The 26,771-nt window shown below is 38.1% G+C and carries 31 protein-coding genes and 1 riboswitch; of the genes, 29 read left to right on the top strand and 2 right to left on the bottom strand.

Annotated features, from left to right (window positions below; translation table 11 throughout):
- The first annotated feature begins 3 nt into the window (after positions 1 to 3).
- The 20 genes from APRE_RS08430 to thiE all read left to right on the top strand — a co-directional run bounded on the left by APRE_RS08430 (position 4) and on the right by thiE (position 16,724).
- Positions 4 to 642: a formate/nitrite transporter family protein gene (locus APRE_RS08430; protein ID WP_015778564.1), complete on the top strand. Its 639-nt coding sequence runs from the start codon at positions 4 to 6 to the stop codon at positions 640 to 642.
- A gap of 221 nt (positions 643 to 863) precedes the next feature.
- Positions 864 to 2,345, top strand: coding sequence for a glutamate--tRNA ligase (gene gltX / locus APRE_RS08425; RefSeq protein ID WP_015778563.1), 1,482 nt, complete (start codon positions 864 to 866; stop codon positions 2,343 to 2,345).
- Positions 2,345 to 3,763, top strand: coding sequence for a cysteine--tRNA ligase (gene cysS, locus APRE_RS08420; protein ID WP_015778562.1), 1,419 nt, complete (start codon positions 2,345 to 2,347; stop codon positions 3,761 to 3,763). Before gltX ends, cysS begins: the two co-directional genes overlap by 1 nt.
- The gene (gene rlmB / locus APRE_RS08415; RefSeq protein ID WP_015778561.1) at positions 3,763 to 4,467 is read left to right on the top strand and encodes a 23S rRNA (guanosine(2251)-2'-O)-methyltransferase RlmB; all 705 of its coding nucleotides are present in this window, start codon (positions 3,763 to 3,765) and stop codon (positions 4,465 to 4,467) included. Before cysS ends, rlmB begins: the two co-directional genes overlap by 1 nt.
- The gene (locus APRE_RS08410) at positions 4,454 to 4,987 is read left to right on the top strand and encodes a YacP-like NYN domain-containing protein (protein ID WP_015778560.1); all 534 of its coding nucleotides are present in this window, start codon (positions 4,454 to 4,456) and stop codon (positions 4,985 to 4,987) included. Before rlmB ends, APRE_RS08410 begins: the two co-directional genes overlap by 14 nt.
- A gap of 10 nt (positions 4,988 to 4,997) precedes the next feature.
- On the top strand, positions 4,998 to 6,029 hold the full coding sequence (locus APRE_RS08405; RefSeq protein WP_015778559.1) for a sigma-70 family RNA polymerase sigma factor: 1,032 nt from the start codon (positions 4,998 to 5,000) through the stop codon (positions 6,027 to 6,029).
- Between the two features lie 197 nt (positions 6,030 to 6,226).
- Positions 6,227 to 6,493, top strand: coding sequence for an HPr family phosphocarrier protein (locus APRE_RS08400; protein WP_015778558.1), 267 nt, complete (start codon positions 6,227 to 6,229; stop codon positions 6,491 to 6,493).
- A gap of 238 nt (positions 6,494 to 6,731) precedes the next feature.
- Positions 6,732 to 7,463, top strand: coding sequence for a Fe-S cluster assembly ATPase SufC (gene sufC, locus APRE_RS08395; protein ID WP_015778557.1), 732 nt, complete (start codon positions 6,732 to 6,734; stop codon positions 7,461 to 7,463).
- A gap of 1 nt (position 7,464) precedes the next feature.
- Positions 7,465 to 8,877, top strand: coding sequence for a Fe-S cluster assembly protein SufB (gene sufB, locus APRE_RS08390; RefSeq protein ID WP_015778556.1), 1,413 nt, complete (start codon positions 7,465 to 7,467; stop codon positions 8,875 to 8,877).
- Complete coding sequence (locus APRE_RS08385) at positions 8,877 to 9,929, top strand: SufD family Fe-S cluster assembly protein (RefSeq protein ID WP_015778555.1); 1,053 nt, start codon at positions 8,877 to 8,879, stop codon at positions 9,927 to 9,929. Before sufB ends, APRE_RS08385 begins: the two co-directional genes overlap by 1 nt.
- Complete coding sequence (locus tag APRE_RS08380; RefSeq protein WP_041449781.1) at positions 9,929 to 11,149, top strand: cysteine desulfurase; 1,221 nt, start codon at positions 9,929 to 9,931, stop codon at positions 11,147 to 11,149. The genes APRE_RS08385 and APRE_RS08380 overlap by 1 nt, the downstream gene beginning before the upstream one ends.
- Positions 11,149 to 11,568 (top strand): Fe-S cluster assembly sulfur transfer protein SufU, encoded by a 420-nt coding sequence (gene sufU / locus APRE_RS08375; protein ID WP_015778553.1) that lies wholly within the window; start codon positions 11,149 to 11,151, stop codon positions 11,566 to 11,568. The genes APRE_RS08380 and sufU overlap by 1 nt, the downstream gene beginning before the upstream one ends.
- Positions 11,552 to 11,761, top strand: a complete 210-nt coding sequence (locus APRE_RS08370) for a hypothetical protein (protein WP_245941929.1) — start codon at positions 11,552 to 11,554, stop codon at positions 11,759 to 11,761. Before sufU ends, APRE_RS08370 begins: the two co-directional genes overlap by 17 nt.
- Positions 11,762 to 11,786: 25 nt before the next feature.
- A riboswitch (TPP riboswitch) is annotated at positions 11,787 to 11,886 on the top strand.
- A 151-nt stretch (positions 11,887 to 12,037) separates the two neighbouring features.
- Complete coding sequence (thiS, locus tag APRE_RS08365) at positions 12,038 to 12,235, top strand: sulfur carrier protein ThiS (protein ID WP_015778551.1); 198 nt, start codon at positions 12,038 to 12,040, stop codon at positions 12,233 to 12,235.
- Position 12,236: 1 nt separating this feature from the next.
- On the top strand, positions 12,237 to 12,848 hold the full coding sequence (gene thiF / locus APRE_RS08360) for a sulfur carrier protein ThiS adenylyltransferase ThiF (RefSeq protein WP_015778550.1): 612 nt from the start codon (positions 12,237 to 12,239) through the stop codon (positions 12,846 to 12,848).
- The gene (locus APRE_RS08355; RefSeq protein WP_015778549.1) at positions 12,838 to 13,608 is read left to right on the top strand and encodes a thiazole synthase; all 771 of its coding nucleotides are present in this window, start codon (positions 12,838 to 12,840) and stop codon (positions 13,606 to 13,608) included. The genes thiF and APRE_RS08355 overlap by 11 nt, the downstream gene beginning before the upstream one ends.
- A 1-nt stretch (position 13,609) precedes the next feature.
- Positions 13,610 to 14,767 (top strand): 2-iminoacetate synthase ThiH, encoded by a 1,158-nt coding sequence (thiH, locus tag APRE_RS08350; protein ID WP_015778548.1) that lies wholly within the window; start codon positions 13,610 to 13,612, stop codon positions 14,765 to 14,767.
- 7 nt (positions 14,768 to 14,774) lie between these two features.
- Positions 14,775 to 15,320 carry an energy coupling factor transporter S component ThiW gene (thiW, locus tag APRE_RS08345; protein WP_015778547.1) on the top strand — a complete coding sequence of 182 codons (546 nt, stop codon included), beginning with the start codon at positions 14,775 to 14,777 and terminating at the stop codon, positions 15,318 to 15,320.
- Positions 15,289 to 16,110: a hydroxyethylthiazole kinase gene (gene thiM / locus APRE_RS08340; protein WP_015778546.1), complete on the top strand. Its 822-nt coding sequence runs from the start codon at positions 15,289 to 15,291 to the stop codon at positions 16,108 to 16,110. The genes thiW and thiM overlap by 32 nt, the downstream gene beginning before the upstream one ends.
- Complete coding sequence (gene thiE / locus APRE_RS08335) at positions 16,107 to 16,724, top strand: thiamine phosphate synthase (protein ID WP_015778545.1); 618 nt, start codon at positions 16,107 to 16,109, stop codon at positions 16,722 to 16,724. The genes thiM and thiE overlap by 4 nt, the downstream gene beginning before the upstream one ends.
- A gap of 147 nt (positions 16,725 to 16,871) precedes the next feature.
- Here thiE and APRE_RS08330 read toward each other — a convergent pair whose 3' ends face one another.
- The gene (locus APRE_RS08330) at positions 16,872 to 17,117 is read right to left on the bottom strand and encodes a hypothetical protein (protein WP_015778544.1); all 246 of its coding nucleotides are present in this window, start codon (positions 17,115 to 17,117) and stop codon (positions 16,872 to 16,874) included.
- Complete coding sequence (locus APRE_RS08325; protein WP_015778543.1) at positions 17,104 to 17,598, bottom strand: dihydrofolate reductase; 495 nt, start codon at positions 17,596 to 17,598, stop codon at positions 17,104 to 17,106. Before APRE_RS08325 ends, APRE_RS08330 begins: the two co-directional genes overlap by 14 nt.
- A gap of 180 nt (positions 17,599 to 17,778) precedes the next feature.
- On the opposite strand from APRE_RS08325, the gene APRE_RS08320 reads away from it, so the two are divergent.
- The 9 genes from APRE_RS08320 (at position 17,779) to fsa (ending at position 26,722) form a co-directional block, all read left to right on the top strand.
- Positions 17,779 to 18,684, top strand: a complete 906-nt coding sequence (locus tag APRE_RS08320; RefSeq protein ID WP_015778542.1) for an N-acetylglucosamine kinase — start codon at positions 17,779 to 17,781, stop codon at positions 18,682 to 18,684.
- A 94-nt stretch (positions 18,685 to 18,778) separates the two neighbouring features.
- On the top strand, positions 18,779 to 19,987 hold the full coding sequence (locus tag APRE_RS08315) for a MalY/PatB family protein (protein WP_015778541.1): 1,209 nt from the start codon (positions 18,779 to 18,781) through the stop codon (positions 19,985 to 19,987).
- A 330-nt stretch (positions 19,988 to 20,317) separates the two neighbouring features.
- On the top strand, positions 20,318 to 21,319 hold the full coding sequence (locus APRE_RS08310; RefSeq protein WP_015778540.1) for a LacI family DNA-binding transcriptional regulator: 1,002 nt from the start codon (positions 20,318 to 20,320) through the stop codon (positions 21,317 to 21,319).
- On the top strand, positions 21,306 to 22,199 hold the full coding sequence (locus APRE_RS08305) for a ribokinase (protein ID WP_015778539.1): 894 nt from the start codon (positions 21,306 to 21,308) through the stop codon (positions 22,197 to 22,199). The genes APRE_RS08310 and APRE_RS08305 overlap by 14 nt, the downstream gene beginning before the upstream one ends.
- Entirely contained in the window at positions 22,196 to 22,588 is a 393-nt protein-coding gene (gene rbsD, locus APRE_RS08300; RefSeq protein ID WP_015778538.1) for a D-ribose pyranase, read from the top strand. The genes APRE_RS08305 and rbsD overlap by 4 nt, the downstream gene beginning before the upstream one ends.
- 9 nt (positions 22,589 to 22,597) lie before the next feature.
- On the top strand, positions 22,598 to 24,079 hold the full coding sequence (locus APRE_RS08295; protein WP_015778537.1) for a sugar ABC transporter ATP-binding protein: 1,482 nt from the start codon (positions 22,598 to 22,600) through the stop codon (positions 24,077 to 24,079).
- Positions 24,076 to 25,020: an ABC transporter permease subunit gene (locus APRE_RS08290; protein ID WP_015778536.1), complete on the top strand. Its 945-nt coding sequence runs from the start codon at positions 24,076 to 24,078 to the stop codon at positions 25,018 to 25,020. Before APRE_RS08295 ends, APRE_RS08290 begins: the two co-directional genes overlap by 4 nt.
- A 9-nt stretch (positions 25,021 to 25,029) precedes the next feature.
- A complete protein-coding gene (gene rbsB, locus APRE_RS08285) occupies positions 25,030 to 25,980 on the top strand; it encodes a ribose ABC transporter substrate-binding protein RbsB (protein ID WP_015778535.1) in 951 nt (316 codons plus the stop codon).
- Positions 25,981 to 26,074: 94 nt separating this feature from the next.
- On the top strand, positions 26,075 to 26,722 hold the full coding sequence (fsa, locus tag APRE_RS08280; protein WP_015778534.1) for a fructose-6-phosphate aldolase: 648 nt from the start codon (positions 26,075 to 26,077) through the stop codon (positions 26,720 to 26,722).
- Positions 26,723 to 26,771 lie beyond the last annotated feature (49 nt).

Here is a 26,771-nt window from a genome sequence, read left to right as displayed (position 1 = left end):
AATATGAAATACAAAGACTATGTATATGGCTTTATGGCAGGAGTTATAGTTGGCCTTGGAGGGATAGTAAAACTAAGTATTCCTTCAAAGGCCCTAGGGTCTTTCCTCTTTGCTGGAGCTCTTTTTATTATCTTAAGTCTAGAGTATTATCTCTTTACTGGTATGGTAGGATATTACTTTTATAAGGAAAGAAGACCCTATAGATTTAAGCTCGCAAAGGTACTTTTGGGAAATCTCTTGGGGACTTTTACAGTAGCTAAAATGATTAGCCTAACAAGGTATGGCGAGAATTTAATCCATCTTGCAGAAAAGTCAGTTGCAATAAAAACATCGGACAATTTATTAAGCCTATTTATCTTAGCGATTTTTTGTAATATGTTTGTCACAAATGCTACTCATCAATTTAAGTACAATTCCTACCAAGTAGGTAAGTATTTGGCTATATTTATATCTATTATGACCTTTGTCTTATCAGGATTTGAGCATTCAATAGCAGACAGTTTTTACTTTTTCCTAGTAGGAAAGATAAATCCTCGCATTATAAGTGTGTTTTTGATAGTGCTCTTGGGAAATATTGTCGGAGGACTAATAATACCTACAGTAGCTCTTTTCTACGATGAGAACTTTAGGCTTAAGGGATAAGTTTAATTTGGAGAAATTTTTAGAAAAATTAAGTGATTTTGCTTGACATTCTTGCTTTATATAGTATATCTTGATATAATAAAATATATTAGTTTGAAGGGGGTGGATTTTCACTCCCTTCCTTATCTATTTTATTATTTTTACTTAAAAATTTTTAAGATTTATTATATAATAGTAAAAGAATATATATTTTGTAATTAATTAAAATGAAGGAGAATTAAATGGAAAACGTACGTGTAAGATTTGCACCATCACCAACAGGATATTTGCATATAGGAGGTCTTAGAACTGCTTTGTTCAACTACCTATACGCAAGACATACTGGTGGGGATATGCTTTTAAGAATTGAAGATACAGATAGGACTAGATTTGTAGAAGGAGCTTTGGAAAACCTCCTAAAGGCTCTTAAATGGTCTGGCATTGAAATCGACGAGGGAGTAATGCTAGATGAAAATGGAGAAGTTACCCAAAAGGGTGACTGTGGTCCATATATCCAATCTGAAAGGGTTGAAGAAGGTATCTATGATAAATATATCGACCAACTTATAGAAGAAGGCAAGGCTTACTATTGCTTCTGTTCACAAGAAAGAATCGACAAGGTACGTGACCAACAAAGAGCTGACGGACTTACACCAAAATATGACGGACTCTGCAGGTCAATTCCTCTAGAAGAAGCTAAAAAGAGAGTTGCAGCAGGGGAGCCTCACACAGTTAGACTAAAACTTCCAGTAAACAGAGACATTACTTTTAACGATAAGATAAAGGGAAAGATCACCTTCAATACAGACGATCAAGACGACCAAGTCCTTATCAAAAGAGACGGCTTCCCAACCTATCACTTCGCTGTAGTAGTAGATGATCACTTGATGGGAATCACCCACGTAGTTCGTGGAGATGAGTGGGTTTCTTCAACTCCAAAACACGTTTACCTTTACGAAGCCTTTGGCTGGAAGGCACCAGAATACATCCACCTACCAACCGTTCTTAACAAGGACCATAAGAAATACTCAAAGAGAAACGGAGATGGTATGGTAGAAGACTTCATCGAAGAAGGCTACATGCCAGAAGGACTTATCAACTTCCTAGCCCTACTCGGATGGTCACCAGATAGCGAAGAAGAAATATTTACTATGAAACAATTGGCTGAACAATTCGACTTTGATAGAGTAAACAAGACCGGAGCAGTTTTTGATAAGAGAAAACTTGACTGGGTTAACGGCCACTATGTAAGAGACCTATCAGTAGATGAGCTTACAGAAAAAATCAAACCATACATGGTAAAATCTGGCCTAATAGACGAATCTTACCCAGAAGATAAATTAAAACTCTTAGCAGCAACTTGGCAATCAGCAATCGATAAGTTCTCAGATGCACCAGAGTTATCAAAGAACTATTTCCTAGCTGATAAGGATATGACTTGGGATGAGGAAGCAGTTGAGGCAATTAAGACAGATGATGCCAAAAAACTAATCGACTCCTTCCTAAATCACCTTGAAGAAATAGATGAAATCGACGAAGAGTTCGCATCAACTATAATGAAGAAAATCCAAAAAGAAACAGGAATCAAGGGCAAGAACCTATGGTTCCCAGTAAGAGCTGCCATAACAGGCTCAGTTCACGGACCAGAACTATCTAATGCCTTCGTAATCATGGGCAAGGAAAAAATCAAAGAAAGATTAAATTACGTAAAGGAAAACTTTTAATGAAAATTCATAACACGCTTACAAGACAAAAAGAAGAATTTATCCCGATAGAAGAAAATAAAATAAGGATGTATGTCTGTGGGCCAACTGTTTATGATTATATGCACATTGGAAATGCTAGGCCACTAGTTGTATTTGATACTTTCAGACGCTACATGCAGTTTAAGGGATACGATGTAAAATACGTGGTAAACTTCACAGACGTAGATGATAAGATAATCAACAAATCTATCGCTGAAGGAATCACCACCAAGGAAGTTACAGACAAATATATAGCTGCCTACATGGAAGATGCCAAAGACTTAAATATAGATGAAGATGATACCATCCACCCTAGGGCAACCGAGGTTATGGATGATATCATTAGCTTCGTAAAAGGCCTAGTCGATAAGGGTATGGCCTATGAATCAGAAGGAGATGTCTACTTCGACGTATCAAAGGCAGATGATTACGGTAAGCTTTCAGGAAAAAACATAGAAGATCTAATCCACGGAGCAAGCAATAGACTAGATACTGCTGATGGATCTAAGAAAAAATCCCCAGTAGATTTTGCCTTGTGGAAGAAAACCAAAAAAGAAGGCGAAATAAGCTGGAAATCTCCATGGGGAGAGGGAAGACCTGGCTGGCACATAGAATGCTCTACCATGAGTAAGAAAATCTTAGGAGAGACTATAGACATTCACGCTGGCGGAGAAGACTTGGAATTTCCTCATCACGAAAACGAAATCGCTCAATCAGAAGGCCTTAATGAAAAGACCTTTGCCAATTACTGGATGCACAATGGGATGATCCAAGTTGACGGAACAAAGATGAGCAAGTCTTTGGGAAACTTCTTTACCCTTCACGATATCAAGAAGGAATACGACCTATCTATTATTAGATTCTGGCTACTTACAACAAATTACAGACAACCAATCAACTTCACGAGAGAAATAATAGAGCAGGCCAAGGCATCTCTGCAAAGACTAACCAATGCTTACTTTAGACTAGAAGAGCTATTGGATAAGGCAGAGGACAAGGACCTATCAGAAGAAGAGAAAGATCTAGAAAATAACCTTAAGGACTTTAAGGATAAGTTTATCGAAGTGATGGATGATGACTTAAACACAGCTGATGCTATAACAGTTTTATTTGATATAGCGAAGTTTGTAAACACAAAGCTTGATTCATCATCAAGTAAAGATCTTGTAGATAAAACTTATAAGCTCTACAAGGAGCTTTTCGAAAGCTTAGGCCTTCTTGCCAAGAAGAAAGAAGCTGATGTAGATGAGGAAAAAATCGAAGAGCTAATAGCAAAAAGAAGCGAAGCTAAAAAGGCCAAGGACTTTGCTACAGCAGATAAGATAAGAGATGAGCTTTCTTCTATGGGAATTACTATTAAAGATACCAGAGAAGGTGTCAAGTGGGAGATTAGCTAATGGATAAGATATATGGAAGAAAGCCGGTTCTAGACACCCTAGATACAGACATTAAAGTCTACAAGGCCTATATCTTAAAGCAAAATTCCAAGCTGGTAGATAAGATAATAGATAAACTAAATCAAAAAAATATAGAAATATCCTTTGTAGATAAGAGATTTTTTGATAAGATAGATATGAACCACCAGGGCGTCATGCTTGAGGTCGAATCTTTTAAGTATTCTAGCTTGGAGGACTTATCAGATTCTTCAAGGCTTATAATCCTAGATAAAATCGAAGACCCTCACAACCTAGGCGCTATTATAAGGAGCGCAGAAAGCTTTGGCTTCGATGCAGTTATAATTCCAGAAAGAAGATCAGCTTCTGTAACTTCTACAGTATATAAGACCAGTGCTGGAGCAATTAATAATATCAAGGTAGTAAGGGTTACCAATCTAACTAGGACCATAAAGGACCTTAAGGATAAGGGATTTTGGATCTATGGTCTTGCTGGAGAAGCCCACTCTGATATAAGTCATGCAGACCTAAGAGGTAAGGTAGGTCTTGTTGTAGGCAATGAGGGTGAAGGAATCTCTAGACTTGTTAGGGAGAATTGTGATATGCTTATAAATATACCAATGCTTGGGAGAGTTAATAGCTTAAATGCCTCTGTAGCGGCGGCGATTTCTATGTATGAGCTATTAAGACAAAATGGCTTTAACTAAGAAAAACATCACCTTTATTGATGGCTACAATGTCATAAACAAATGGGGTGAACTTAAAGAAATCAGTAGGATTGACCTGGCGGATGCAAGGGATAAACTCATAGAAGAGATGGCAGAATATAAGTCCCTATCAGGAGAAGAACTTGTAATAGTCTTTGATGCCTACAATCTCGACAGGGTAAAAGAAACTGTTATAGAAAAATATGGGATGAAAATTGTATTTACCAAAAGGTTTCAGACTGCTGATACCTACATAGAAAGAGAACTAGCAAGGGCTAATAGGCATCACAATATCAAGGTAGTAACTGACGATGGGGCAATCCAAACCCAGGTGACAAGCAAGGGAGCAAGTAGGGTTACGGCCCTTGAGTTAAGACAAGACCTTGTAACTATGAGAGGAAAGATTAAAAGAAAAAGGAAAGAAGACTTCAACCAAAACTTCAAAACTTTCCCTATATCAGATGAGCTTTCTGATGTGATTGATAAAATAAAGGAAGATTTGGAAAATAAATTTAGGTAAATAAATTCAAATGGGTGATAAAATGGATAAAATAAATTTAAAAGATAAAAAAACCCTAGAGAAATTACAAGAGTATCTCAACTCAGAGGACTTGACCGAAGAGGAGATTATCTCAATTCTTGAAGGTTTAACAGAAGAAGAAAAAGACGAGATAATGGATATTATATCAGACGAAGTGGATGACGATGATGAAGATGATGACTTTGAAGAAAGAAAGACAAATGTGTCAAAAGCTTCCATCATGCCTATAAGCCGCCGTGATATGATAGAGCTATCAGACCTTACTAATGAACAAATAGTGGAACAATTCCAAATAGGAAATCAGAATGCCCTAGCAGCCCTTGTAGAAAAAAACCAAGGACTTGTTAGAAGTAGGGCCTCATATTTCTTTAGATCTCACGGAAACGATCTAGACCTAGAGGACTTAGTCCAATCAGGTATGCTCGGTATGATTCGTGCGGCAGAAAAGTTCGACCTATCCCTAGGCTATAAGTTTACAACCTATGCCTATAAGTGGATCGATAAGGCCATAAGAAAGGCCATAAACAAGGAAGGCCACACTATAAGAATACCTGCCGGTAAATACCTAAAACTTAATAAGCTTAAGCAAATTCTTAAAGCAAATCCAGAAGCAAGCGATGAGGAGCTTTATAGGATTTTGGAAAAGGAGGGAATCGATAAGAAACAAGCAGACGACCTTTTCCTAATAAATAGAAACCAAGTAAACTCCACATCCCTTAACATCAACTTGGACAGTGAGGATTCGACAGGTGATGAGCTTATGGATATGGTAGGAGATGAGTCAACTCCAGTCGATATGCTAATACTCGAAAAAGACATGGAAAACTTCCTCCTTAAGGCCCTAGACCAACTAACAGATAGGGAAAAGCAAATCATAATATTTAGATATGGACTAGATAACGAAAAACCTAAGACCCTTGAAGAAATAGGTAAAATCTACGACTTATCTAGAGAAAGAATCAGACAAATTGAAAATCAAGCCTTGGGCAAACTGAAAGAATTTTCTGAAAGAGAAGAATAAAATCGAGTGGCAGAGAGTAAACTTTCGGCCACTTTTTTAGAATTTTATAATTTGTAAATTTTATTTTAAATAATTATGTAAAAAAACCCATCATTCGTTTAAATCTAGACGATTTAGCTCACTATATAAAAAACGTTTGCATTTTTATTAATTATCTAGTAACATATAAGTAGATTATTAAAGAAAAGGAGGTACCTATGTACGAACAAAAAGTAACACTTTCTAATGAAATAGGTTTACATGCTAGACCAGCATCTATTTTTATCAGACAAGCCGTTAAGTTCCCATGTGACATCACAGTAGAGAAAGCTGGTAGGAGTTACAATGCAAAGTCTATCATGTCAGTTCTTAGCATGAGTGCTTCTAAAGGCGATGAGATAATTATTAGAGCAGATGGAGAATCAGAAACAGAAGCTGTAAGTTCACTCATTGACTTAGTTGAGAATAAGCTTACAGATTATTAATAATACTTTTACATGAAACGAACTATTAGCTTAGCTCGTTTTTTTGTTTTTAATTTTAGATATTACAAGAATTATTTTGCTTTCGGGAATTAGAAAATTTATCTAAGCCTACAAAGATTCCTCTCAGATGTTTATTTTTACCTTTCTTTAGGGTAAATTGATAAGAGGGATAGTTGTATAATCCCTAGCAAAAGAGTATACTTTAAATAGATTTTTGAAAAAATAAAAAGAGGTGCAGATGACTAATTTATTAAAGATAGAAGATCTTCACGTATCCGTTGGAGATAAGAAGATTTTAGATGGTATAGATTTAGAGATAAACAAGGGAGAAGTTCACGTTGTAATGGGATCAAATGGTTCCGGTAAGTCAACCCTAATGAATACAATTATGGCCAACCCTGTTTATGAAGTTACAGAAGGAAAGATTTTCTTTGAAGGAGAAGATATCACAGAAGAATCTGTAGATAAGAGAGCTAGACGTGGGATTTTCATGAGCTTCCAACACCCAGATGAGATTCCAGGAGTAAAGCTTAATGACTTTCTAAGAATTTCCAAAGAGCAAAGAGAAGGAAAGAAGCCTTCAATCCTTGCCTTTAACAAGGAATTATCAAAAGAGATGAAAGAGTTAAAACTTTCCGATGATTATGCTACAAGATATGTAAACGTAGGATTTTCTGGTGGTGAAAGGAAGAAATCAGAGATTCTTCAAATGAAGATGCTTAATCCAAAACTTGCCCTCCTAGATGAGACAGATTCAGGTCTTGACGTGGATGCTGTAAGAATTGTAAGCGAAGGAATCAAGGACTTCTTAAGCGAGGATAATGCAGTTGTTATCATAACTCACCACAGAGAGTTACTTTCAAATATCAAGGCTGACTATGTACACATCCTAAAAGACGGCAAGATCCAAGAAACAGGCGACGATAGCCTAATGGATAAGATTGAAAAAGAAGGATACGAGTGGGTGTAAGATGAAAGAAATTAATATTGAAGATCAATTAAAGGAGCTAGATCGTGGATACTACGACTTCTTTAATGAATTTGAATATGCAGATATAACTGACAAGGGTATAAATGCTGATATAGTAAATGAGATTTCTAAGAAGAAAAACGAGCCAGACTGGATGAGAAGAAGGAGACTAAAGTCTCTTGCTCTTTTTGAAAAAATCGACAACCCTTCTTGGGGACCAGACCTTTCTGAGCTAAATATGGATGACATTACAACTTATGTTAAGCCAAAATCTGATAAGAAATCTAACTGGGAAGCCCTTCCAGAAGAGATCAGAGATACCTTCGATAGACTTGGAATCCCTCAAGCTGAGCAAGAGTCTCTTGCAGGTGTCGGTGCCCAATACGATAGTGAGGAAGTTTATCACTCAATCCAAAAACACCTATCTGATCAAGGGGTAATCTTTATGGACTTCTCATCAGCCCTTAGGGAGCATGAGGATATAGTAAAGGCCTACTTCCAAAAGGCCATCCCTCCAACACTTCACAAATACGCAGCCCTTCACGGTGCTGTATGGAGTGGAGGTTCCCTAATTTACGTTCCAGAAGGAGTTGAGGTAGATATTCCTCTCCAATCCTACTACAGACTAAATGCTCCAGGAGCAGGTCAGTTTGAGCATACAATGATCATAGCAGAAGATAATGCCAAGGTTCACTTTATCGAAGGCTGCTCTGCCCCAAGATACAATGTAGTTAACCTTCACGCAGGTTCTGTAGAAATCTTTGTCGGTAAAAACGCCGAAGTTAGATTTTCAACTATCGAAAACTGGTCAAGGAATATGTATAATCTAAACACCAAAAGAGCTATCGTCCAAGAAGGTGGCAAGGTGATTTGGGTATCAGGTTCTTTCGGATCTAAGGTTTCTATGCTTTATCCAACAAGCGTTCTTGCAGGAGAAGGAGCTAGTGCAGAATATACAGGAATTACTTTTGCATCCAACGGTCAATATATAGACAATGGTTGCTCTATGATTCACCTTGCTCCAAATACTTACTCAACAGCTCTTACAAAATCAATCACAGCAGGTGCTGGTAAGAGTATGACAAGATCCCTCGTTCAGATGAAGAAAAACTCAGCAGGTTCTAGATCAACAGTAGACTGTGAGAACCTTATGATTTCAGAAGAGTCCCAATCAGATACAATACCTGTATTAGATATAAGAAATGACGATGTAGACTGCGGCCACGAAGCTAAAATCGGCTCAATCGATCAGGGACAAATCTTTTATCTAATGAGTAGGGGAATTCCTGAAGAAGAAGCTAAATCAATGATTGTAAGAGGTTTTGCTGAACCAATTTCTAGAGAGCTTCCACTAGAATATGCTGTCGAGATGAATCGTCTTATCGATATGGAATTGGAAGGAGCAAACGGCTGATGGCAAGAATTAACGAAATGAGAATGCCAACTTGGGCAAGTCTCGGACTAAATTATTTAAAAGAAGATAAAATCAATATAGAAAATATAGAAGAAAGCTCCAAGGCAGAAAACTTATCAGAAATAAGCGAAGTAGAAGAAGCCTTTGCAGGCCACAAGGTCGGAATTTCTGAAAAAATCGAAAAAGAAAATAAAGATTTCAGAAACAGATCCTATGCCTTCGATGTTAAGGGAGAAAGAGAAACTGAATTTATCAATTTTGACCTAAAGAAGGACGACAATATCCTAGTTTCTAACATCGATATCAAGGCGAGTGAAGCTAGCAGGTCATCATTTTTGATAAATATCTTCGATGATGGTTCAGAGAAAATCTTTCTTAACTCAAGAATTAGGGCCAAACTTGATAAGAATTCCTATGTCAAAATTGTCGTAGTCACAAATCTAGGAAAAGATGCTACAAACCTAAACTCTATTGGAACTTACCTTGCCGAAGACGCTATATTAGATATCACTTATATAGAAGTTGGAGCTGGCAAGAGTCTTGTAAATATCGACAATATCCTTAAGGGAGATAGGTCTAAGGTCATCCAAAAGGGAGTATACTTCAAAGAAGGAGATGATTTCCTAGATATTTTAGCTACTAACGAGCACTTCGGAACAGACACTGACTCAGAATGTATGTTCAACGGTGCCCTAAAGGATAGGGCTGAGAAGAATTTCAAGGGAGTAGTTGACCTAAGAAGAGGCTGCCACAAGGCGGATGGTAAAATTGGTGATTATTCTATGATGCTTTCAGATGATGTAATCAATAAGTCTGCCCCAATCCTTCTAAACGAGGAAAGGGAAGTTGCTGGAAACCACGCAGCAAGCGTAGGTAGACTAAATAAGGAAATGCTATTTTACATCATGAGCCGTGGTTTTAGCAAGAAACAAGCCGAAGCTATGATGCTTGAAGCAAACTTCGCTCCAGCTATTGATAATATAGAAGATGAAGCTTTAAGAGATAAAATTAGAGCGAAAGTTCACAAAATGAACCTAGGATACGATTTATGATGGATGTAGAAAAAATTAGAGCTGACTTTCCCTACCTTGATAGCGAAAAGGTGGGAAAGGAAGTTATTTATTTAGATACAGGAGCGACAAGCCAGAAACCAGCCTATGTGATTGATGCAGTTGACGAATACTACAGATATTCTAACGCCAACCCTCACAGGGGAGCCCACTTTCTAAGCTGGAAGGCGACAGAAGCTTACGAAGAAACAAGACAAGTTGTCAAAGACTTCATAGGAGCTAGAAAATCTTCTGAGATTGTATTTACAAGATCAACTACAGAGGCCCTAAACCTCTTGGCCTACTCGTATGGGCTAAACAATCTCAAAAAAGATGACGAGATCCTAATTACAATCCTAGACCATCATGCAAATCTAGTTCCATGGCAAATGGTAGCAAAAAAGACTGGGGCAAAGCTAGTCTATGCCTACCTAAATGATGACTACGGCTTAGATTATGATGATTTGAAAAGTAAAATCAACGAGAAAACTAAGATAGTTTCTGTAACTGGAGCAAGCAATGTTACAGGGGAGCTTATCGATTCAAAGCTTATTACTAAATGGGCCCATGAAGTAGGAGCCATATCAATAGTAGACGGAGCCCAACTTATACCTCATGTAAAGACAGACGTCAAAGATATAGATTGTGACTTCCTAGCCTTTTCAGGACACAAGATGTTCTCTCCTATGGGAATCGGAGTCCTTTATGGAAAATACGAGCTTTTAGATAAGCTTGAGCCTTTCAACTACGGCGGAGATATGATAGAATATGTCTATGAACAAGAATCTACTTTCCAAGAGCCACCTATAAAATTTGAAGCTGGAACTCCAAATGTAGGAGGAGTCCTTGGATTAAAAGCTGCGATTGAGTATGTAGAAAAAATTGGCATGGACGAGATATTTGCCTATGAGCATGAATTAACTTCCTATGCCTATGATTTGATAAAGGACATCCCAAATATCAAAATCTTCTATCCGACAAATGGCAAGGCAGGATCTGTAATATCATTTACCTTTACAGACATCCACCCACACGATATAGCTACAATCCTTGATAGCAAGGGGATAGCTGTAAGAAGCGGCCACCATTGTGCTATGCCACTTCACGGATATCTAGGCATATCTGCAACAGCCAGAGCATCATTTTCTATATACAATACCAAGGAAGAAGCAGAGATTTTTGCTCGTGAGTTAAAGAATGTAAGAAAGGTGATGGGCCTATAATGAATATGGAAGAAATTTACAGTCAAATAATATTAGATCATTCAAGAAATCAAGCTAACAAACACGACTTGGAAGATGCAGAAATCACAGAGCCAGGCCACAATCCATCATGCGGGGACGAGATCGTCCTCCAACTAAAGATGGATGGAGATATCATAAAAGAGGCAGCCTTCACGGGAGATGGCTGTGCCATAAGCCAAGCTGCAACTAGCGTTATGTGTGATATTATAGTTGGAAAAACTAAGGAAGAAGCCAAGAAGCTTGCTGATATCTACATAAGGATGATCAAAAGAGAAGATGTTACAGATGAAGAGCTAGAGCTTTTAGAAGATGCAGTAGCTTTCAAGAACATCCAGAACATGCCACAAAGAGTAAAGTGTGCCCTCCTATCATGGAAGACACTTGACCAAACTATCTAAGATGAATTTGAAAAACTTTGAATTGATGGAATTTATAACGAGTTTAGTATCAGCTATACTCCTATATGTTCTTACTATCTATCAATATGTTAAATCAAAACCTTACTTTTATCTAGTTTTGATAGCAGCTCTATTAATGAGCGCAAATGCCTATCTTAAGTATAAAAAATACAAAGATGGTAGAAAAATTTGAAAAACAAAAAGAATTATCTTATAATATAAGTAGCTAGGGGTGCAATAGCTGAGAGATGGAATTATCCATTAACCCTTTAAACTTGTTAGGTTAAAACCTGCGTAAGAAAGCTAAGTTATAATAAAGCAAAAGTTTAAAGACCCCTAGAAGGGGTCTATTTTTATACTTAAAATAGACTTTAAGATTAATAGAAAAGTGATGTAATTGGCACAAAGGGGCATACCACCTCGGGTATGGTTGTCCTTTCTGTGCCTTTTTTTGAGGGGGTGATTTTTTGTGATTAAGTTAAACGATAAGGAAGTTTCTTTCCTAGAGAGAGAAAATCTTAGGGACTTTCTTTTAAGGAACAATTACGACCCAGATTTTCTTGCTTGTGAGGTAGATAGTAAGCTTGTAAGGAAAGTAGACTTTGAAGACTTTATAGTTGAAGATGGATCAAAGATAGAAGTTTTTTCCTTTGTAGGAGGGGGTTGATATGGACCTAAGAGAAGAGATTCTAAGAAGACAAGATCCTTATATAAACGAAATCTTGAAAAAATCTTCTGTCTCTATCCTTGGCTGTGGAGGCTTGGGCTCAAATATAGCCATGTCTCTTGCAAGATGTGGGGTGGGTAATATCTATATTTATGATTATGATAAGGTGGAATACTCCAACCTTAATAGGCAAAATTACGATATGGCTGATCTCGGAAAGTCTAAGGTCATGCAGACTAAGAAAAAAATCGAAGAGACAATTCCCTACGTCAAAGTCTATGCAAAAGATCTTAAGATAAATTGGGAAAATCTAGAAGAAATAAGCAAGAAGACAGATATTTTCATAGAGGCCTTCGATAAGAAGGAGATGAAGTCCCTTGTCTTTGATTTTTTTCTAGGAAAGAAGGGAAAGCAACTAATAATAGGATCAGGCCTATCAGGTCTTGGGGACCTAGAGGATATAAGGATAAAGAAAATTGACAATGTAACTATGATAGGAGACTTTAGGACAAGTCCCGAACAGGGGCTTTATCTTCCTTATGTGGGAGTGATAGCAAGTCTTGAAGCCCTCTATGCGGTTAAAATTATTGAAGGAGAAGCAAATGGAAAATAAAGATTACCTAGTTTTAGGAAATAAGAAGTTTGAGTCCAGATTTATCTTAGGATCTGGTAAATACTCACCAGAATTAATTGATGCTGCAGTTGAATCTGCAGGGGCCCAGATGATTACAGTTGCTCTAAGACGAGCTAACACCAAGGATGTTGCTAATATTTTAAACTATATCCCAAAGGAAGTTACAATAATTCCTAACACATCTGGTGCAAGAAATGCAGATGAGGCAATTAGGATAGCAAGACTTGCTAGAGAGATGGGCTGTGGCAATTTCGTAAAAATTGAAATTATGAGAGATAGCAAATATCTCTTACCAGACAATGCCGAGACCCTAAAGGCAACTGAGGTCCTTGCGGGGGAAGGCTTCGTAGTTCTTCCTTATATGTACCCAGACCTAAACTTTGCAAGGGACTTAAGGGATGCGGGAGCTGCTTCAATCATGCCTCTTGCAAGTCCAATAGGATCAAATAAGGGTCTTGCTACCAAGGACTTTATCAAAATCATAATAGATGAGATTGACCTTCCTGTAATTGTAGATGCAGGAATTGGAGTTCCAAGCCATGCTTCAGAAGCCATGGAGATGGGAGCTGATGCTATTATGGCCAATACTGGAATTGCCAGCGCATCTGATATTACTATGATGGCAAAAGCCTTCAAGCTAGGAATCGAAGCAGGAAGATGCGCCTACCTTGCAAGACCAGGTAGAGTTTTAGATAAGGGTGCTGATCCATCATCACCACTAAGGGACTTTTTTGACTGATATGAATATTAAAAGCGTAAATGATTATTTCCCAGAAATGGATATAATCGACTCAGATATAAAAGAAAGAATTGAAAAAGCTTACGATAGAGTAAAAGATACAGATGTAAGTGAGGCTGATGTCTTGGCAAGTCTTAATAAGAAAAATCTCTCAGAAAGAGACTTCTACAATCTCATAAGCGACAAGGCAGAAGATCACTTAGAAGAGATGGCAGAGCTTGCCAAAGATGCTAGGATTAGATATTTTGGAAACAATGTATGCCTATTTTCTCCGATCTATATAGCTAATTACTGCGAAAATTCCTGCAGATATTGTGGTTTTAGGGCAAAAAGCGATATCAAAAGAGCTAAGCTTAACCTAGAAGAGATCGAAGAAGAGATGAAGGCTTTGGCAGAAACTGGGATTGAAGATGTCCTAATCCTTACTGGTGAAAGCGAGAGATTTTCTTCTGTAGATTATATAGGAGAAGCTTGTAGAATTGCCAGCAAATATTTTAAGGTAGTAGGAATAGAAGTATATCCCGCAAATGTTTCTTCTTACGAGAAATTAAGAGAGGCTGGGGCGGATTTCGTTACAGTCTTCCAGGAATCCTACAACAAGAAAGCTTTCGACTACTATCATCCCGCAGGGCATAAGAGAAGCTTTAACTATAGAATCGACACCCAAGAGCGAGCTCTTATGGCAGGCTTTAGGGGAGTGGGTTTTGGGGCCCTCTTTGGACTTTCTGATCCTATAGAAGATGCTTTTAAGCTTGCCATCCACGCCAAGGAAGTTCAAAGGAAATATCCTCAGGCAGAAATTGCAATCTCTCTTCCAAGGATTAGGCCAACCCACGGGGCGGATGATACTCTAGACTTTAATATCGTAGATGATAAGAAATTCTTCCAAATCATGCTTGCAATTAGAATGTTTCTGCCTTTTGCCTCTATTACCCTTTCAACACGTGAGTCAAAGGACTTTAGGGACTTGGCTGTGAAATATGCTGCGACTAAAATCTCTGCATCAGTAGATACTGCTATAGGACACAGGTCAAAGAAAAGTGCTGATGAGGGAGATGAGCAGTTTGAGATTGACGATTCTCGTTCTACCGAACAAGCCTTTGAGGACCTCAAGAAAATCGGCATGACACCAGTCTTTACTGATTATATAAATTTATAGGAGAAGTATGGAAAACAAAAGAAAAATTCTAATATTAGTAACTATGTCCATGTTTGTAGCAATCGGAGTTGTTATCTCTCCTATCCTAAGGTTTGAGGGCTTTGCTCCTACAGCTCACTTTGTGAATATAGTTTGCTCAGTCTTTCTAGGACCTTGGTATAGCTTGCTAAACGGAATTATTACAGCTGCTATCCGCATGAGTCTTATGGGAATCCCTCCTCTTGCTATAACAGGACAAGTCTTTGGTGCCTTCTTGTCAGGATTTCTTTACAGAAAGAGCAAGGGATCTATCCTTGCCTGTGTAATTGGGGAGATTATAGGAACAGGAATTATTGGATCAATAGCCTCCTACCCAGTCATGGCCCTTCTTTGGGGCAAGGGAGATATAACCTGGTACTTCTACCTTCCAAGCTTTTTGATAGCTACAGTGATAGGAGGAACGGTAGCCTTTATCTTCCTAAAGACCCTACAAAGAGCCAAGGCTCTCTACCCAATCCAAAAGAAATTAGGAGTCAATGTCTATGAAAAATCTAAATCAGATTTTGCTAAATAGGAAGAAGTTAAGAGATACTTCACCCCTAATCCATGCCATAACCAATCCCATAGCCATTACCATGGTGGCAAATGGGATTCTTGCAACTGGTGCTAAGGCGATTTGTGCAGCCCATCCTGATGAAGTTTCGGAAATTGTAAATATGTCCAAGGCCTTAAGCCTTAATTTGGGTAATATAACAAGTGAGAGAATGGTCGCTATGAGAAAGGCTAGTCAATGTGCTAGTAAGAAAAACATTCCCCTAGCCTTAGATGCGGTCGGAATAGGAGCTTCCACCCTTCGTCTGACCTATGCCAAAGACCTTTTGGGAAAATATAATTTCGATTTGATAAAGGGAAATAGTTCGGAGATTAAGGCCCTTGCTGGAGAAAAAAGCGAGGCTTTGGGCATAGATGTAGGAAAGAAGGATGAGATAAGAGAAGGAAATATAGAAAGTCTCGCCCAAATAGGAAGAAGACTATATCAAAAATATAATTCGACTATCCTAATTACAGGTAAATCCGACCTTTTGGTAACAAGGGATAGGTATTTTGTAGTAAATAATGGAGTAGAGAATCTTTCCAAAATCACTGCTACAGGCTGTATGCTTACAGGAATAATTTCAAGCTTTATGGCTGTTACAGATTCCCTAGAGGCATCCCTTATGGGCCTTATCCTTCTTGAAATTTCTGCAGAGATGGCAAATACCGATAGGCTAGGAACATTTCTTGTAAATCTCATGGATGAAATTTCTACGATAGAAGATGAAGTAATAAGCCAAAGAGCTGATATAAGAGAGGTAGAATTTTGACAAAACTTTATTTAGTAACAAATTCAGATAAATATGACGAAGAAGAATTCCTAAGAAGAGTAGAAGAGGCCCTAAGGGGCGGAGTAGACATCCTCCAGCTTAGGGAAAAAGATAGACCTGATAGGGAAATTTTAGAACTAGGGAAAAAGGTTAAGGCTCTTTGTGATAAATATAAAGTCCCAATGCTAATTGACGATAAGGCCCACCTGGCCTGGGCTCTGGGAGTAGGAGTCCATCTAGGTCAAGAAGACATGCCGGTAGATCTTGCAAGAAAGCTTCTAGGAAAAGACGCCCTAATCGGAGCGACTGCAAAGTCTGTCGAAGCTGCCCAAAAGGCGGAAGAAGACGGAGCGGACTATCTTGGGGTTGGAGCAATCTTTGATACCAAAACCCACGTCAAGACCAAAAGGACCAGTGTAGAAACATTTAAGGAAATAAAAAATAAGGTATCTATAGATGTCTACGCCATAGGAGGACTCAATATCGAAAATATCGACGTCCTAAAATCTTCTGGGGCAGATGGCATATGCGTAGTAAGGGCCATAATGGATAGCCCAAATGTCTACGAAGATACGAAAAAGCTTAAGGAGAAAATGGAAGATATTTTAGGCTAGATCAATTAGCCTTTAGAGATCCGTATTTAGCTTAAGTTTATCAATGAATTTATAGGATAGACTTAAAATAAAAATCGTCCCATTATTAGACTTTGACCTAGCTAATAATTGAGACGATTATTTTTCTTTATTAAATTTTCATAGATTTTATAAAAATTCCACTTCCTTTTCATCAATGACCTTACAAGGAACTCCAACTCTTGCTGCTTCTTTCACTTCACCAAATCCTTCGAGCCTATCTCTAAAGTAGAGAAATCTCTTAAGGTTAGCCATAGAGTCGGTAATATTGTAAAAGCTAACTCCCTTGTACTTATCTGGATTTTTGTCATAATCTGCCATTATTAAAGTACAATCCGGACACTTATCACTTACAAAAATTTCAATCTTTCCCATGATTTTTCCTCCTATATCTCACATATCTAAAAGATACCCCATTTTCTTCCATAATATCAGATTCTTCACTTAGGGACCAGTCGTCATCTTGGTCAAAATTGTGGAGAAAGCTATCGGCATCTTTCTTCTCATAAATCTTGGTAATGATGGCCTCATCGCAATACTCTAGGAAGATTTCTACTATCTTCTCCCCGCCTATAACAAAGACTTCCTCAGACCTTTCCCTTACATAGGATAGGACATCCCTATAGTCGGTAAATACCTTCGCATCTTTTGCCTTATAATCCTTATTTCTAGAAAGGACTATATTTTCCCTATGAGTAAGGGCGCCTCCCATGGACTCGTAGGTCTTTCTGCCCATGATACAGATATTTCCTAAAGTATAGGACTTAAAATGCTTAAGGTCCCTTCTTATATGAAAAAGCATCTGTCCATCCTTGCCGATGCCCCAATTTTTATCAACTGCCAAAATAATTTTCATATTAACTCCTTAGTCTCATTATATCATCTTAGACAAAGATTTGTAGGTAAACATTATCTTTGTTTTTAGATGAATCCTATAAATTAGCTAATGAAAATGTTTGATTTTGTAAGAAAGTGTTGACAAACTTTCACTTTTCATATATATTTGAAGCAAAAGAAGAAAAAGCGAGGAGATATTATGGCAAGAGAAATTTATCTAGGAGTAGATGGTGGAGGAACCAAGACTGCCTTCCTTTTGGATGTAGATGGAAAGCGTTTTGAGTCCAAACAAATCACCATTCACCCTAAACAAGTTACGAAACAACAATTCTTTGAAATAATGAAGCTAGGAGTAGGAGATGTGTGTAGGAAAGCTTGCATAGATCCAGAAGAAATCCTCTACACTTTCGTTGCAGCTCCAGGTTACGGCCAGTACCCTAATACTGAAGCCTACATCGATGAAGGAATAAGAAAGGCGATTAGCTCAGATAGATTTACGGTGGCTAATGACTGCGTAAATGGTTGGGCAGGAAGTCTTAATGCAAAGCCTGGCATAAACTTAGTTTTAGGAACTGGACAGATAGGCTACGGTGTAGATGAAGAGGGAAATTCCATGAGATCTGGTGGCTGGGGACCACTTTTGGGAGATGAGGCGAGCGGATATTATATAGGCCTAAAGCTACTCAACCACTTTACTAAAATGAGCGATGGAAGGAGTGATAAGACTATCCTCTATGATATCATAAGAGAAAAGCTAGGCCTAAAGGAAGATATGGAAATAATCGATAAGGCAGAGAAGATGAAAAGAGATGAGATAGCTTCTCTATCTAGAATATTTGCCGAAGCCTTGGACAAGGAAGACCCATATTGCAAGGAGCTTCTAGAAGAAATATCCAAAGAAGCCGCAGCAGTCATAGACTCGATAATAAAGGGGCTAAACTTCAAGGAAGAAGTAAAGGTATCCTATTCAGGCGGAGTCTTCAACCTAGGAGATAGGCTGATTAAGAGGATAGAAGAAAAGTCTAAAAACAAAATAAAAATAGAAAAACCTTACACGGACCCTTCCGAGGGAGCTTTGATTTTGGCTAAGGCTTACAATAAATAATAGAAACAGGCATCAAGCGATTGTTGTCTTTTGTTTTATCTTTTAAAAAGTAATATGATATAAATAAGGACTTCGAGAAAAACAAGGAGATATTATGAAATTTGAATTTGACAAGATGCTTGAAAGACATGGGATGGATGCTATAGCAGTCGACGGCCTTGGGACTGTGCCTGGGATGAGTCCAGATAAGCCTAAGGAGGGATTTGATGTAATTCCTATGTGGGTGGCTGATATGAACTTTGCGACAGCTCCCTCAATCCAAGAAGCTATAATAAAAAGGGCCAAGCACCCAGCCTTTGGCTACTTTGCTCCAACAGATGAGTATTATCAGGCTATAATTGACTGGCATAGGGACAGGAAGGGGATAGGCGATATTAAGAAAGAGCATATAGGATACGAAAATGGAGTCTTGGGCGGAGTAATTTCTGCTCTTAATGTATTTTGCTCAAGAGGAGACAAGGTCCTAGTTCATTCACCAACCTATATAGGCTTTACCAATTCGCTTACCAATAATGGCTATGAGATAATTCACTCTGACCTAATCAAGGACAAAGATGGAAGATGGGTCATGGACTATCAGAATATGGAAGAGCTAATAGTTAGGGAGAAAATATCTGCGACAATCATGTGTAATCCCCACAACCCAACAGGCAGAGTCTGGAGTAAGGAAGAGTTAAAAAGGGCCTGCGACATATTCGAAAAACATGGTGTAAAGATAATTTCAGATGAAATCTGGTCTGATATAATCCTTGACGGAAATAGACAGACCCCAACCCAAAACGTAAGCGACTACGCCCACGAAAACACAGTTGCCCTATATGCTCCAAGTAAGACCTTCAACCTAGCAGGTCTTGTAGGATCCTACCATATCATTTACAACGGGTATCTAAGAAATAGGATAAACAAGGAATCCTCCCTCTCCCACTACAACAGTATGAACGTCCTATCTATGCACGGTCTAATAGGAGCTTATTCTAAAACGGGTCGTGAGTGGACAGATGAATTAAATCAAACTCTTACTCAAAATGTAAACTACGCCTGTGATTTTATAGAAGAAAACTTCAAGGGAGTAAGTGTAAACAAGCCAGAAGGAACCTATATGCTCTTTGTTGACTTCAGTAAATACTGTAAGGATAAGGGAGTTGACATAGGAGAAATCCTAAAAAGAGGCTGGGACTGCGGAGTAGCCTGGCAAGACGGCAGAGCCTTTAATGGAAAATACGCCATCAGAATGAACCTAGCCCTCCCACTGGATAAAGTAAAAGAAGCCTTCGATAAGCTTAAGAAATATGTTGTTTTGTAGGTAATAAGTTCAAATTCTTCTAAGTCGATTTTAATTGCTGGTAGGACAGAATTTCGAAAAGGGCCCCTATTTCATTTAACAAATGCATAAATTTGAATGTTTCATAAGTGATAAAGAAACGTAAAACTTTTAAATGATTTTTCTTTAAAATAAGGCAGGAATTTATTAAAAATTAATTTAACCAATAGAAGTCACAGGATTACTGATAGGATTATCCTGTGATTTTTATTTTGCTCTAGCTTATAAATTACAAAAAAAGCTTGACAAGAGTGTGGGAAAGTTATATATTAAAATTAGTTAAAACGTTTTAATTGTGATGAGGAGTTACTTATGGCCACTATAAAAGATGTTGCAGCCTTGGCTGGTGTTTCTATTACTACTGTTTCTATGGTGCTTAATAGGACTGATGACAAGATTTCTGCTAAGACTAAGGAGAAGGTTTTTCTTGCTGCGGAGGAGTTAGGTTACAATGCCAATAAGATTGCCAGAGCCCTCGCTAGCAAGAAGAGCAACGTGATTATGGCGGTTATTCCTGATATTTCTAACCCCTTCTTTTCGGTTTTGGTCAAGTTTCTGACAAATTATTGTCTAGAATACAATTATTTATTGTATATTCACAATTCAAATAACAAGTCCATATCCAAGAAGGACTTCAAAGCTCTTCTGGAAAATAATTACATAGCGGCCTGTCTTCTCGTAGATAGAAATGTTAGGGGCTTGGATGATGAGCTAATAGAAAAGTACAATGTGATCTTTTTAGATGAGGTTGATTTCTCAAATTCTAAGAAAAATCTTGTCACAGGCAACAACGAGCTTGGCGGCATGCTTGCCATGAACTATCTCTTGGACAGGGGCTTTAGGAAAATCGGCATGCTTATAGGGCCAAGATCTACTGCCAACTCCTCTAGGAGACTTTCTGGTGCTATCAAGGCTAGTATGAATCGTGATATTTATATAGATTCTAAAAATATTATCCATGGAGATTATTCATATGAAGGAGGCTATGCAGCAGGAAAGTTTTTCCTAGATAGGCAAGTAGATGCCATATTTTCTTTCTCGGATATGAGTTCTTATGGACTCTTAAATTATTTTAGAGAAAACAAAATAAAGGTTCCGAGGGATATATCCCTAGTAAGTTATGATAATTTATTTTTAAATAAGATTGTAAGTCCAAGGCTTACATCGATTGACCAAAATCTCGACCGTATTGCCAAAGAGGCCATAGATTTGGCTGATGATTTGATAAATAAGAGAAAGACAGAAACTAGGATAGAGGTTGAGCCGATACTTTTTGAAGGAGAAAGCGTGGGGAGGATTTATGAAAATAATTAATTTCGGATCTATCAATATTGATATATTCTTTGCGGTAGATCATATAGTTAGACCAGGTGAGACTATTAGTGCAAGATCTATAGAAAAAAGAGCAGGAGGAAAGGGGCTTAATCAATCGATTGCTCTGGCGAAGAACTCTGATTCTGTATACCATGTGGGAAATATCGGAATTGATGGGAAGTTTTTGGCAGAGTATTTGGAAAATGAGAAGATAAATACTGAGTTTGTGAGAGAAAGTAAAAGTCTTACAGGAAACGCCCTAATTCAAGTTGATGATAAGGGCGAAAATTCCATCGTTTTATACAAGGGAGCAAATTTCGGCAATGATAAGGACTTTGTAGATAGGGTATTTGGCCATTTTAATAAAAACGATATATTGGTATTACAAAATGAGATAAATATGATGGATTATATTATCGATAAGGCCTACGAAAAGGGCCTAAAGATAGTCTTAAACCCTTCACCAATCACAGAAGAGGTCAAGAAATTTGACTATGACAAGATCGATATGGTGGTTTTAAATGAGCATGAGGCTAAAGCCATAAGTGGTAGAGAAGGAATTGACGATAATATAAGATATTTCAAAGAGACTTATCCAAAGCTTAAGCTAGTCATAACCTTGGGCAAGGAAGGGTCAATTTATATATCAGAGGAAGAGACGATAAGACAAAAGGCCAAAAAGGTTAAGGCTGTTGATTCTACAGGGGCAGGAGATACATTCACAGGATACTTTGTGGCGAATTTCTACCAAGGAAAGAAAGTTAAGGATTGTCTTGAGCTTGCAACTTCAGCATCAGCCCTATCTGTCACCAAAAAGGGAGCGAGCGTTTCTATCCCAAGCCTTTCAGAAGTAGAGGAATTTATGAAGGAGTCACTATGAAACTAAAAGGAATTTTAAATAGCGATATAGCAAAGGGCCTTGCTGATTTGGGCCATATGGACCTTATAGCTGTAGGAGATTGTGGTCTTCCAATAGATAATGACAAGAAGATCGACCTTGCCCTAAAGCTCGGCGAGCCTAAGTTTATAGATGTACTTGAAGTCTTGTTGGAAGATTTTTCTGTGGAGTATTATTACTTGGCAGAAGAGATAAAAACAGAAAACCCAGACCAAGAAAGGGCTATAGCCGAACTTCTCCCTGGGGTAGACAAGGAATATATAAGCCATGAAGACTTCAAGAAGAAGCTTAAGGAGACCAAATTTGTAATAAGGACAGGAGAAAACACCGCCTATTCCAATATTATTCTTCGAAGTAAAAACATCTTTTAGGAGTTTCTTATGAAAATTGAAATGAAAAATATATACAAGTCCTTTGGAAAAAACGATGTTTTGAAGGGGGTTGACTTCACGGTAGGCCCTGGTGAAATCCATGCCCTAGTAGGAGAAAACGGTGCTGGCAAGTCCACCCTTATGAATATCTTATCTGGAGTTCTTGACAAAGATGAGGGTGAGATTTTAATAGATGGGAAGAAAGTAGATATAACAGATACCAATAAGGCCAAAGAATATGGCATAAGCTTCATTCACCAAGAGCTCTCTGACTGGCCAGAGCTTAGTGTAATGGATAATATCTTTATGAACAACGAGCTAAGAAAGGGAATATTCCTAGACAAGGCTAAAATGAGAGAAAAGACTAGAGAGCTTCTTTCAAACTTTGACCTAGATATAGATCCAGATACTCCTGTCTCAAAACTTTCTGTAGGTCAAAGACAGATGATGGAGATAGCCAAGGCGAATCTCAATAAGGTTAATCTTTTAATCCTAGATGAGCCTACCAGCGCCCTTACTAACAATGAGATTGATAAGTTGTTTAAATTGATAAACAAACTTCGTGACGAGAATGTTTCTATGATTTATATATCTCATAGGATGGAAGAAATATTTGCCTTAACCAATAAGATTACAGTAATGAGAGATGGAAAGTCTGTCGCTGTTATGGATACTAATAATAGTAACGAAAAGGAAGTAGTATCTCACATGGTAGGAAGAGATATAGGAGACTTCTATCCAGATATGGATGCAGAAATATCTGATGTGAAAATTGAGCTTAAAAACTTCACCAGACAAGGCTTCTACGAGGATGTAAACATAAAAGCTAAAAAGGGAGAAGTCCTTGGGATTTCTGGCCTTATGGGAGCTGGAAGAAGCGAGATTGTAAGGTCTCTTTTCGGTCTTGATCCCAAAGATTCTGGAGAAGTCTATATTGATGGTAAAAAGGTAGAAATAAATAGTCCTACAGATGCCATCAAAAGTAAGATTGCTTTTGTAACAGAAAACAGACAAGAAGAAGGGCTTATCCTAGATGAGTCAATCAGAGAAAACATCTCCTTATTAAACTTCGATAAGATTTCTAACAAGGCCTTTATAAATAAGGATAAGGAAAAAGGCTTATCAGATAGCTTAGTCGATAGCTTCAGGGTCAAGACTCAGTCGAGTGAGAGTAAGCTAAGAGATTTATCCGGTGGTAATCAACAAAAGGTTGTCTTTGCCAAATGGTATGCCATAGATCCAGAAATTTTGATCTTAGATGAGCCTACCAAAGGAGTAGACGTAGGAGCCAAGAGAGAAATCTACGATTTGATAAAGACTATGACCGAAAAGGGAGTTTCTGTAATACTTATCTCCAGTGACTTGCCAGAGCTCTTAAGCATATCAAACAGGATATATGTAATCCATGAAGGAAAAGTACAGGGAGAAATACTAGCGAGGGATGCAGATCAAGAAAAGATAATGACCCTTGCAACAGGAGGAAGATTATGAACAGTATAAAAAAACAATTTAAAGAAAATCAAAATCTGGGCACCATAGTTGCCTTGATTATCCTCATAGTTTTTGTAAGTGTCTTAAATCCTGCATTCTTGCAAGTAAATAACTTACTAAACTTGATGCGTCAGCTAATTATAAATGGCTTTATTGCCCTTGGTATGACCTTTGTAATCCTAACAGGGGGAATCGACCTATCAGTTGGATCAACGCTCGCTCTTACATCGGCCATATTTGCAGGTCTTCTACAAGGAGGCATGCCAACAATTCTTGCAATACTTATAGCCCTAGGGCTTGGACTAATCTTAGGTCTAGTTAATGGAATACTTATCACCAAGGGAAAGCTTGCGCCATTTATAGTGACCCTTGCTACTATGACAATCTTTAGAGGACTTACCCTAGTCTATATGGACGGTAGGCCAATAGCAGGACCAAAGGATGACTTCGCCTTCCAATTTCTTGGCAAAGGACAATTCTTTGGCATACCTTTCCAAGTAATCCTCTTTATCATAGCCTATCTAATCTTGTGGATCCTTCTAACTAAAACAAGCTACGGAAGAAAGATTTACGCTGTAGGTGGCAATGAGAAGGCAAGTTTCATATCAGGAATAAAAATTGACAAGGTCAAAATTTTAGTATATGTAATATCAGCACTAATGGCAGTACTATCAGGTCTGGTTCTTACATCAAGGCTAAACTCAGCCCAACCGACAGCTGGATCTGCCTACGAGATGGATGCCATAGCAGCGGTTGTACTTGGAGGTACAAGTATGACTGGAGGAAGTGGATCTCTTACAGGAACCCTCATAGGAATCCTAATCTTGGGAGTATTAAACAACGGACTTAATTTATTAGGGGTATCAAGTTTCTACCAACAAATCGTAAAAGGTGTAGTAATACTAATCGCAGTCTTAATCGACAGAAAGAGAAACAAATAGGAGGAGCATATGCAAAAGACAAGAAGACTATTATCAGTTTTGTTGCTTGCGATTTTCATGATTACAGGATGTAGCATTGAAGGTCAAAACAACAAGGAAGAAAGCAAAGAAAGTGGAGTAGAAGAGAAAGCGAGTGAGACAAAAACTGATGGAGATATGAAAATAGGAGTTTCCCTATCAACCCTAAACAACCCATTTTTCGTATCAATCAGAGAAGGAGTTGAGGAAGCCGCAGGTAAAGAGAACGTAGAGACAGTAATTACAGATGCTCAAAACGACTCATCTACCCAAAACAACCAAGTCGAAGACCTCATCACTCAAGGAGTTGACTTAATAGTTATTAACCCAGTAGATTCAACAGCCATAGCTACATCAGTTGAGAAGGCAAATGAAGCAAACATCCCAGTAATCTGTGTCGACAGAGGATCAGACCAAGGTGAACTTGTAAGCTTCATAGCAAGTAACAACGTAGAAGGTGGAAAGCTTGCTGGTGAATATATACTAGAAAAAGTAGGAGAAAATGCCGAAGTAATCCAACTTGAAGGAATCCCAGGAGCAAGCTCTACTCGTGAAAGAGGAGAAGGATTCGAAGAAGCTACAAATGGTAAAATCAACCTACTAGCTAGCCAAACAGCAAACTTTGATAGGGCAGAAGGAATGACAGTAATGGAAAATCTTCTCCAAGCTCACCCAGATGTAAAGGCAGTATTCTGCCAAAACGATGAAATGGCACTTGGAGCAAGTGAAGCCATAAAAGCAAGCGGCAAAGATGTAACTATTGTAGGTTTTGATGGAAATGAGGATGCAATCAAGGCTGTAGAAGAAGGAAATCTATCAGCAACAGTAGCCCAAAAACCAAAAGAAATGGGTAAACTTGCAATCGAAACAGCAATCAAATACCTAAAAGGCGAAGAGGTAGAAGAAACAGTAGACTCACCACTAGAATTAATCAAGAAATAAAATAGAAACCCCTAATAAAGAATATATAGGACACAACAAGGAGCTTAAAAAATGAAAAACAAATTTTTTAAGCTCCCTTTTTAAAGGAGTAAAAATGAAATTTTTCTTAGACACAGCAAATGTAGACGAAATAAAAAGAATAAATGACCTAGGTCTTTGTGATGGAGTAACTACCAATCCATCTATTATCAACAAAGAAGGAAGAGACTTCGAAGAAGTTGTCAAAGAAATATGCCAAATCGTAGATGGCCCTGTTTCTGCAGAAGTTACAAGTTATGAATATGAAGATATGGTCGAAGAGGCTAGAAAGCTTTCCAAATGGGCTGATAATATCATAGTCAAAATTCCTATGACAGAGGAAGGTCTTAAGGCGATCAAAACCTTAAGCGAAGAAGGAATCAAAACCAACTGCACCCTAATATTTTCTCTATCCCAAGGGATCATGGCTATGAAAGCAGGAGCAACTTTCATCTCTCCATTTATGGGAAGAGTTGATGATATGGGCGAATCAGGTAAAAAGCTAATAGAAAATTTAAGAAAAGTAATAGATATCTACGGCTATGATTCAGAAATAATTGTAGCAAGTATAAGGCATAACAAACACCTAGAAGAAGCAGCTCTCGCAGGGGCTCATATTGCCACCATTCCAGGGAAGCTTTTCGACAAACTCTGGACCCACCCACTTACCACAGCAGGAATCGAAGCCTTCAAGAAAGACTGGGAGGCCTTTGAAAATAGGTAGGTCATTGGTCTTGTGTAAGTTTCCATAATAATTAGAAGCATTTTCCATA

Source organism: Anaerococcus prevotii DSM 20548, assembly GCF_000024105.1.
GTDB classification, from domain to species: domain Bacteria; phylum Bacillota; class Clostridia; order Tissierellales; family Peptoniphilaceae; genus Anaerococcus; species Anaerococcus prevotii.
Note: the sequence above shows the minus strand (reverse complement) of the source record. Positions and strands in the feature narration are given on the sequence as shown.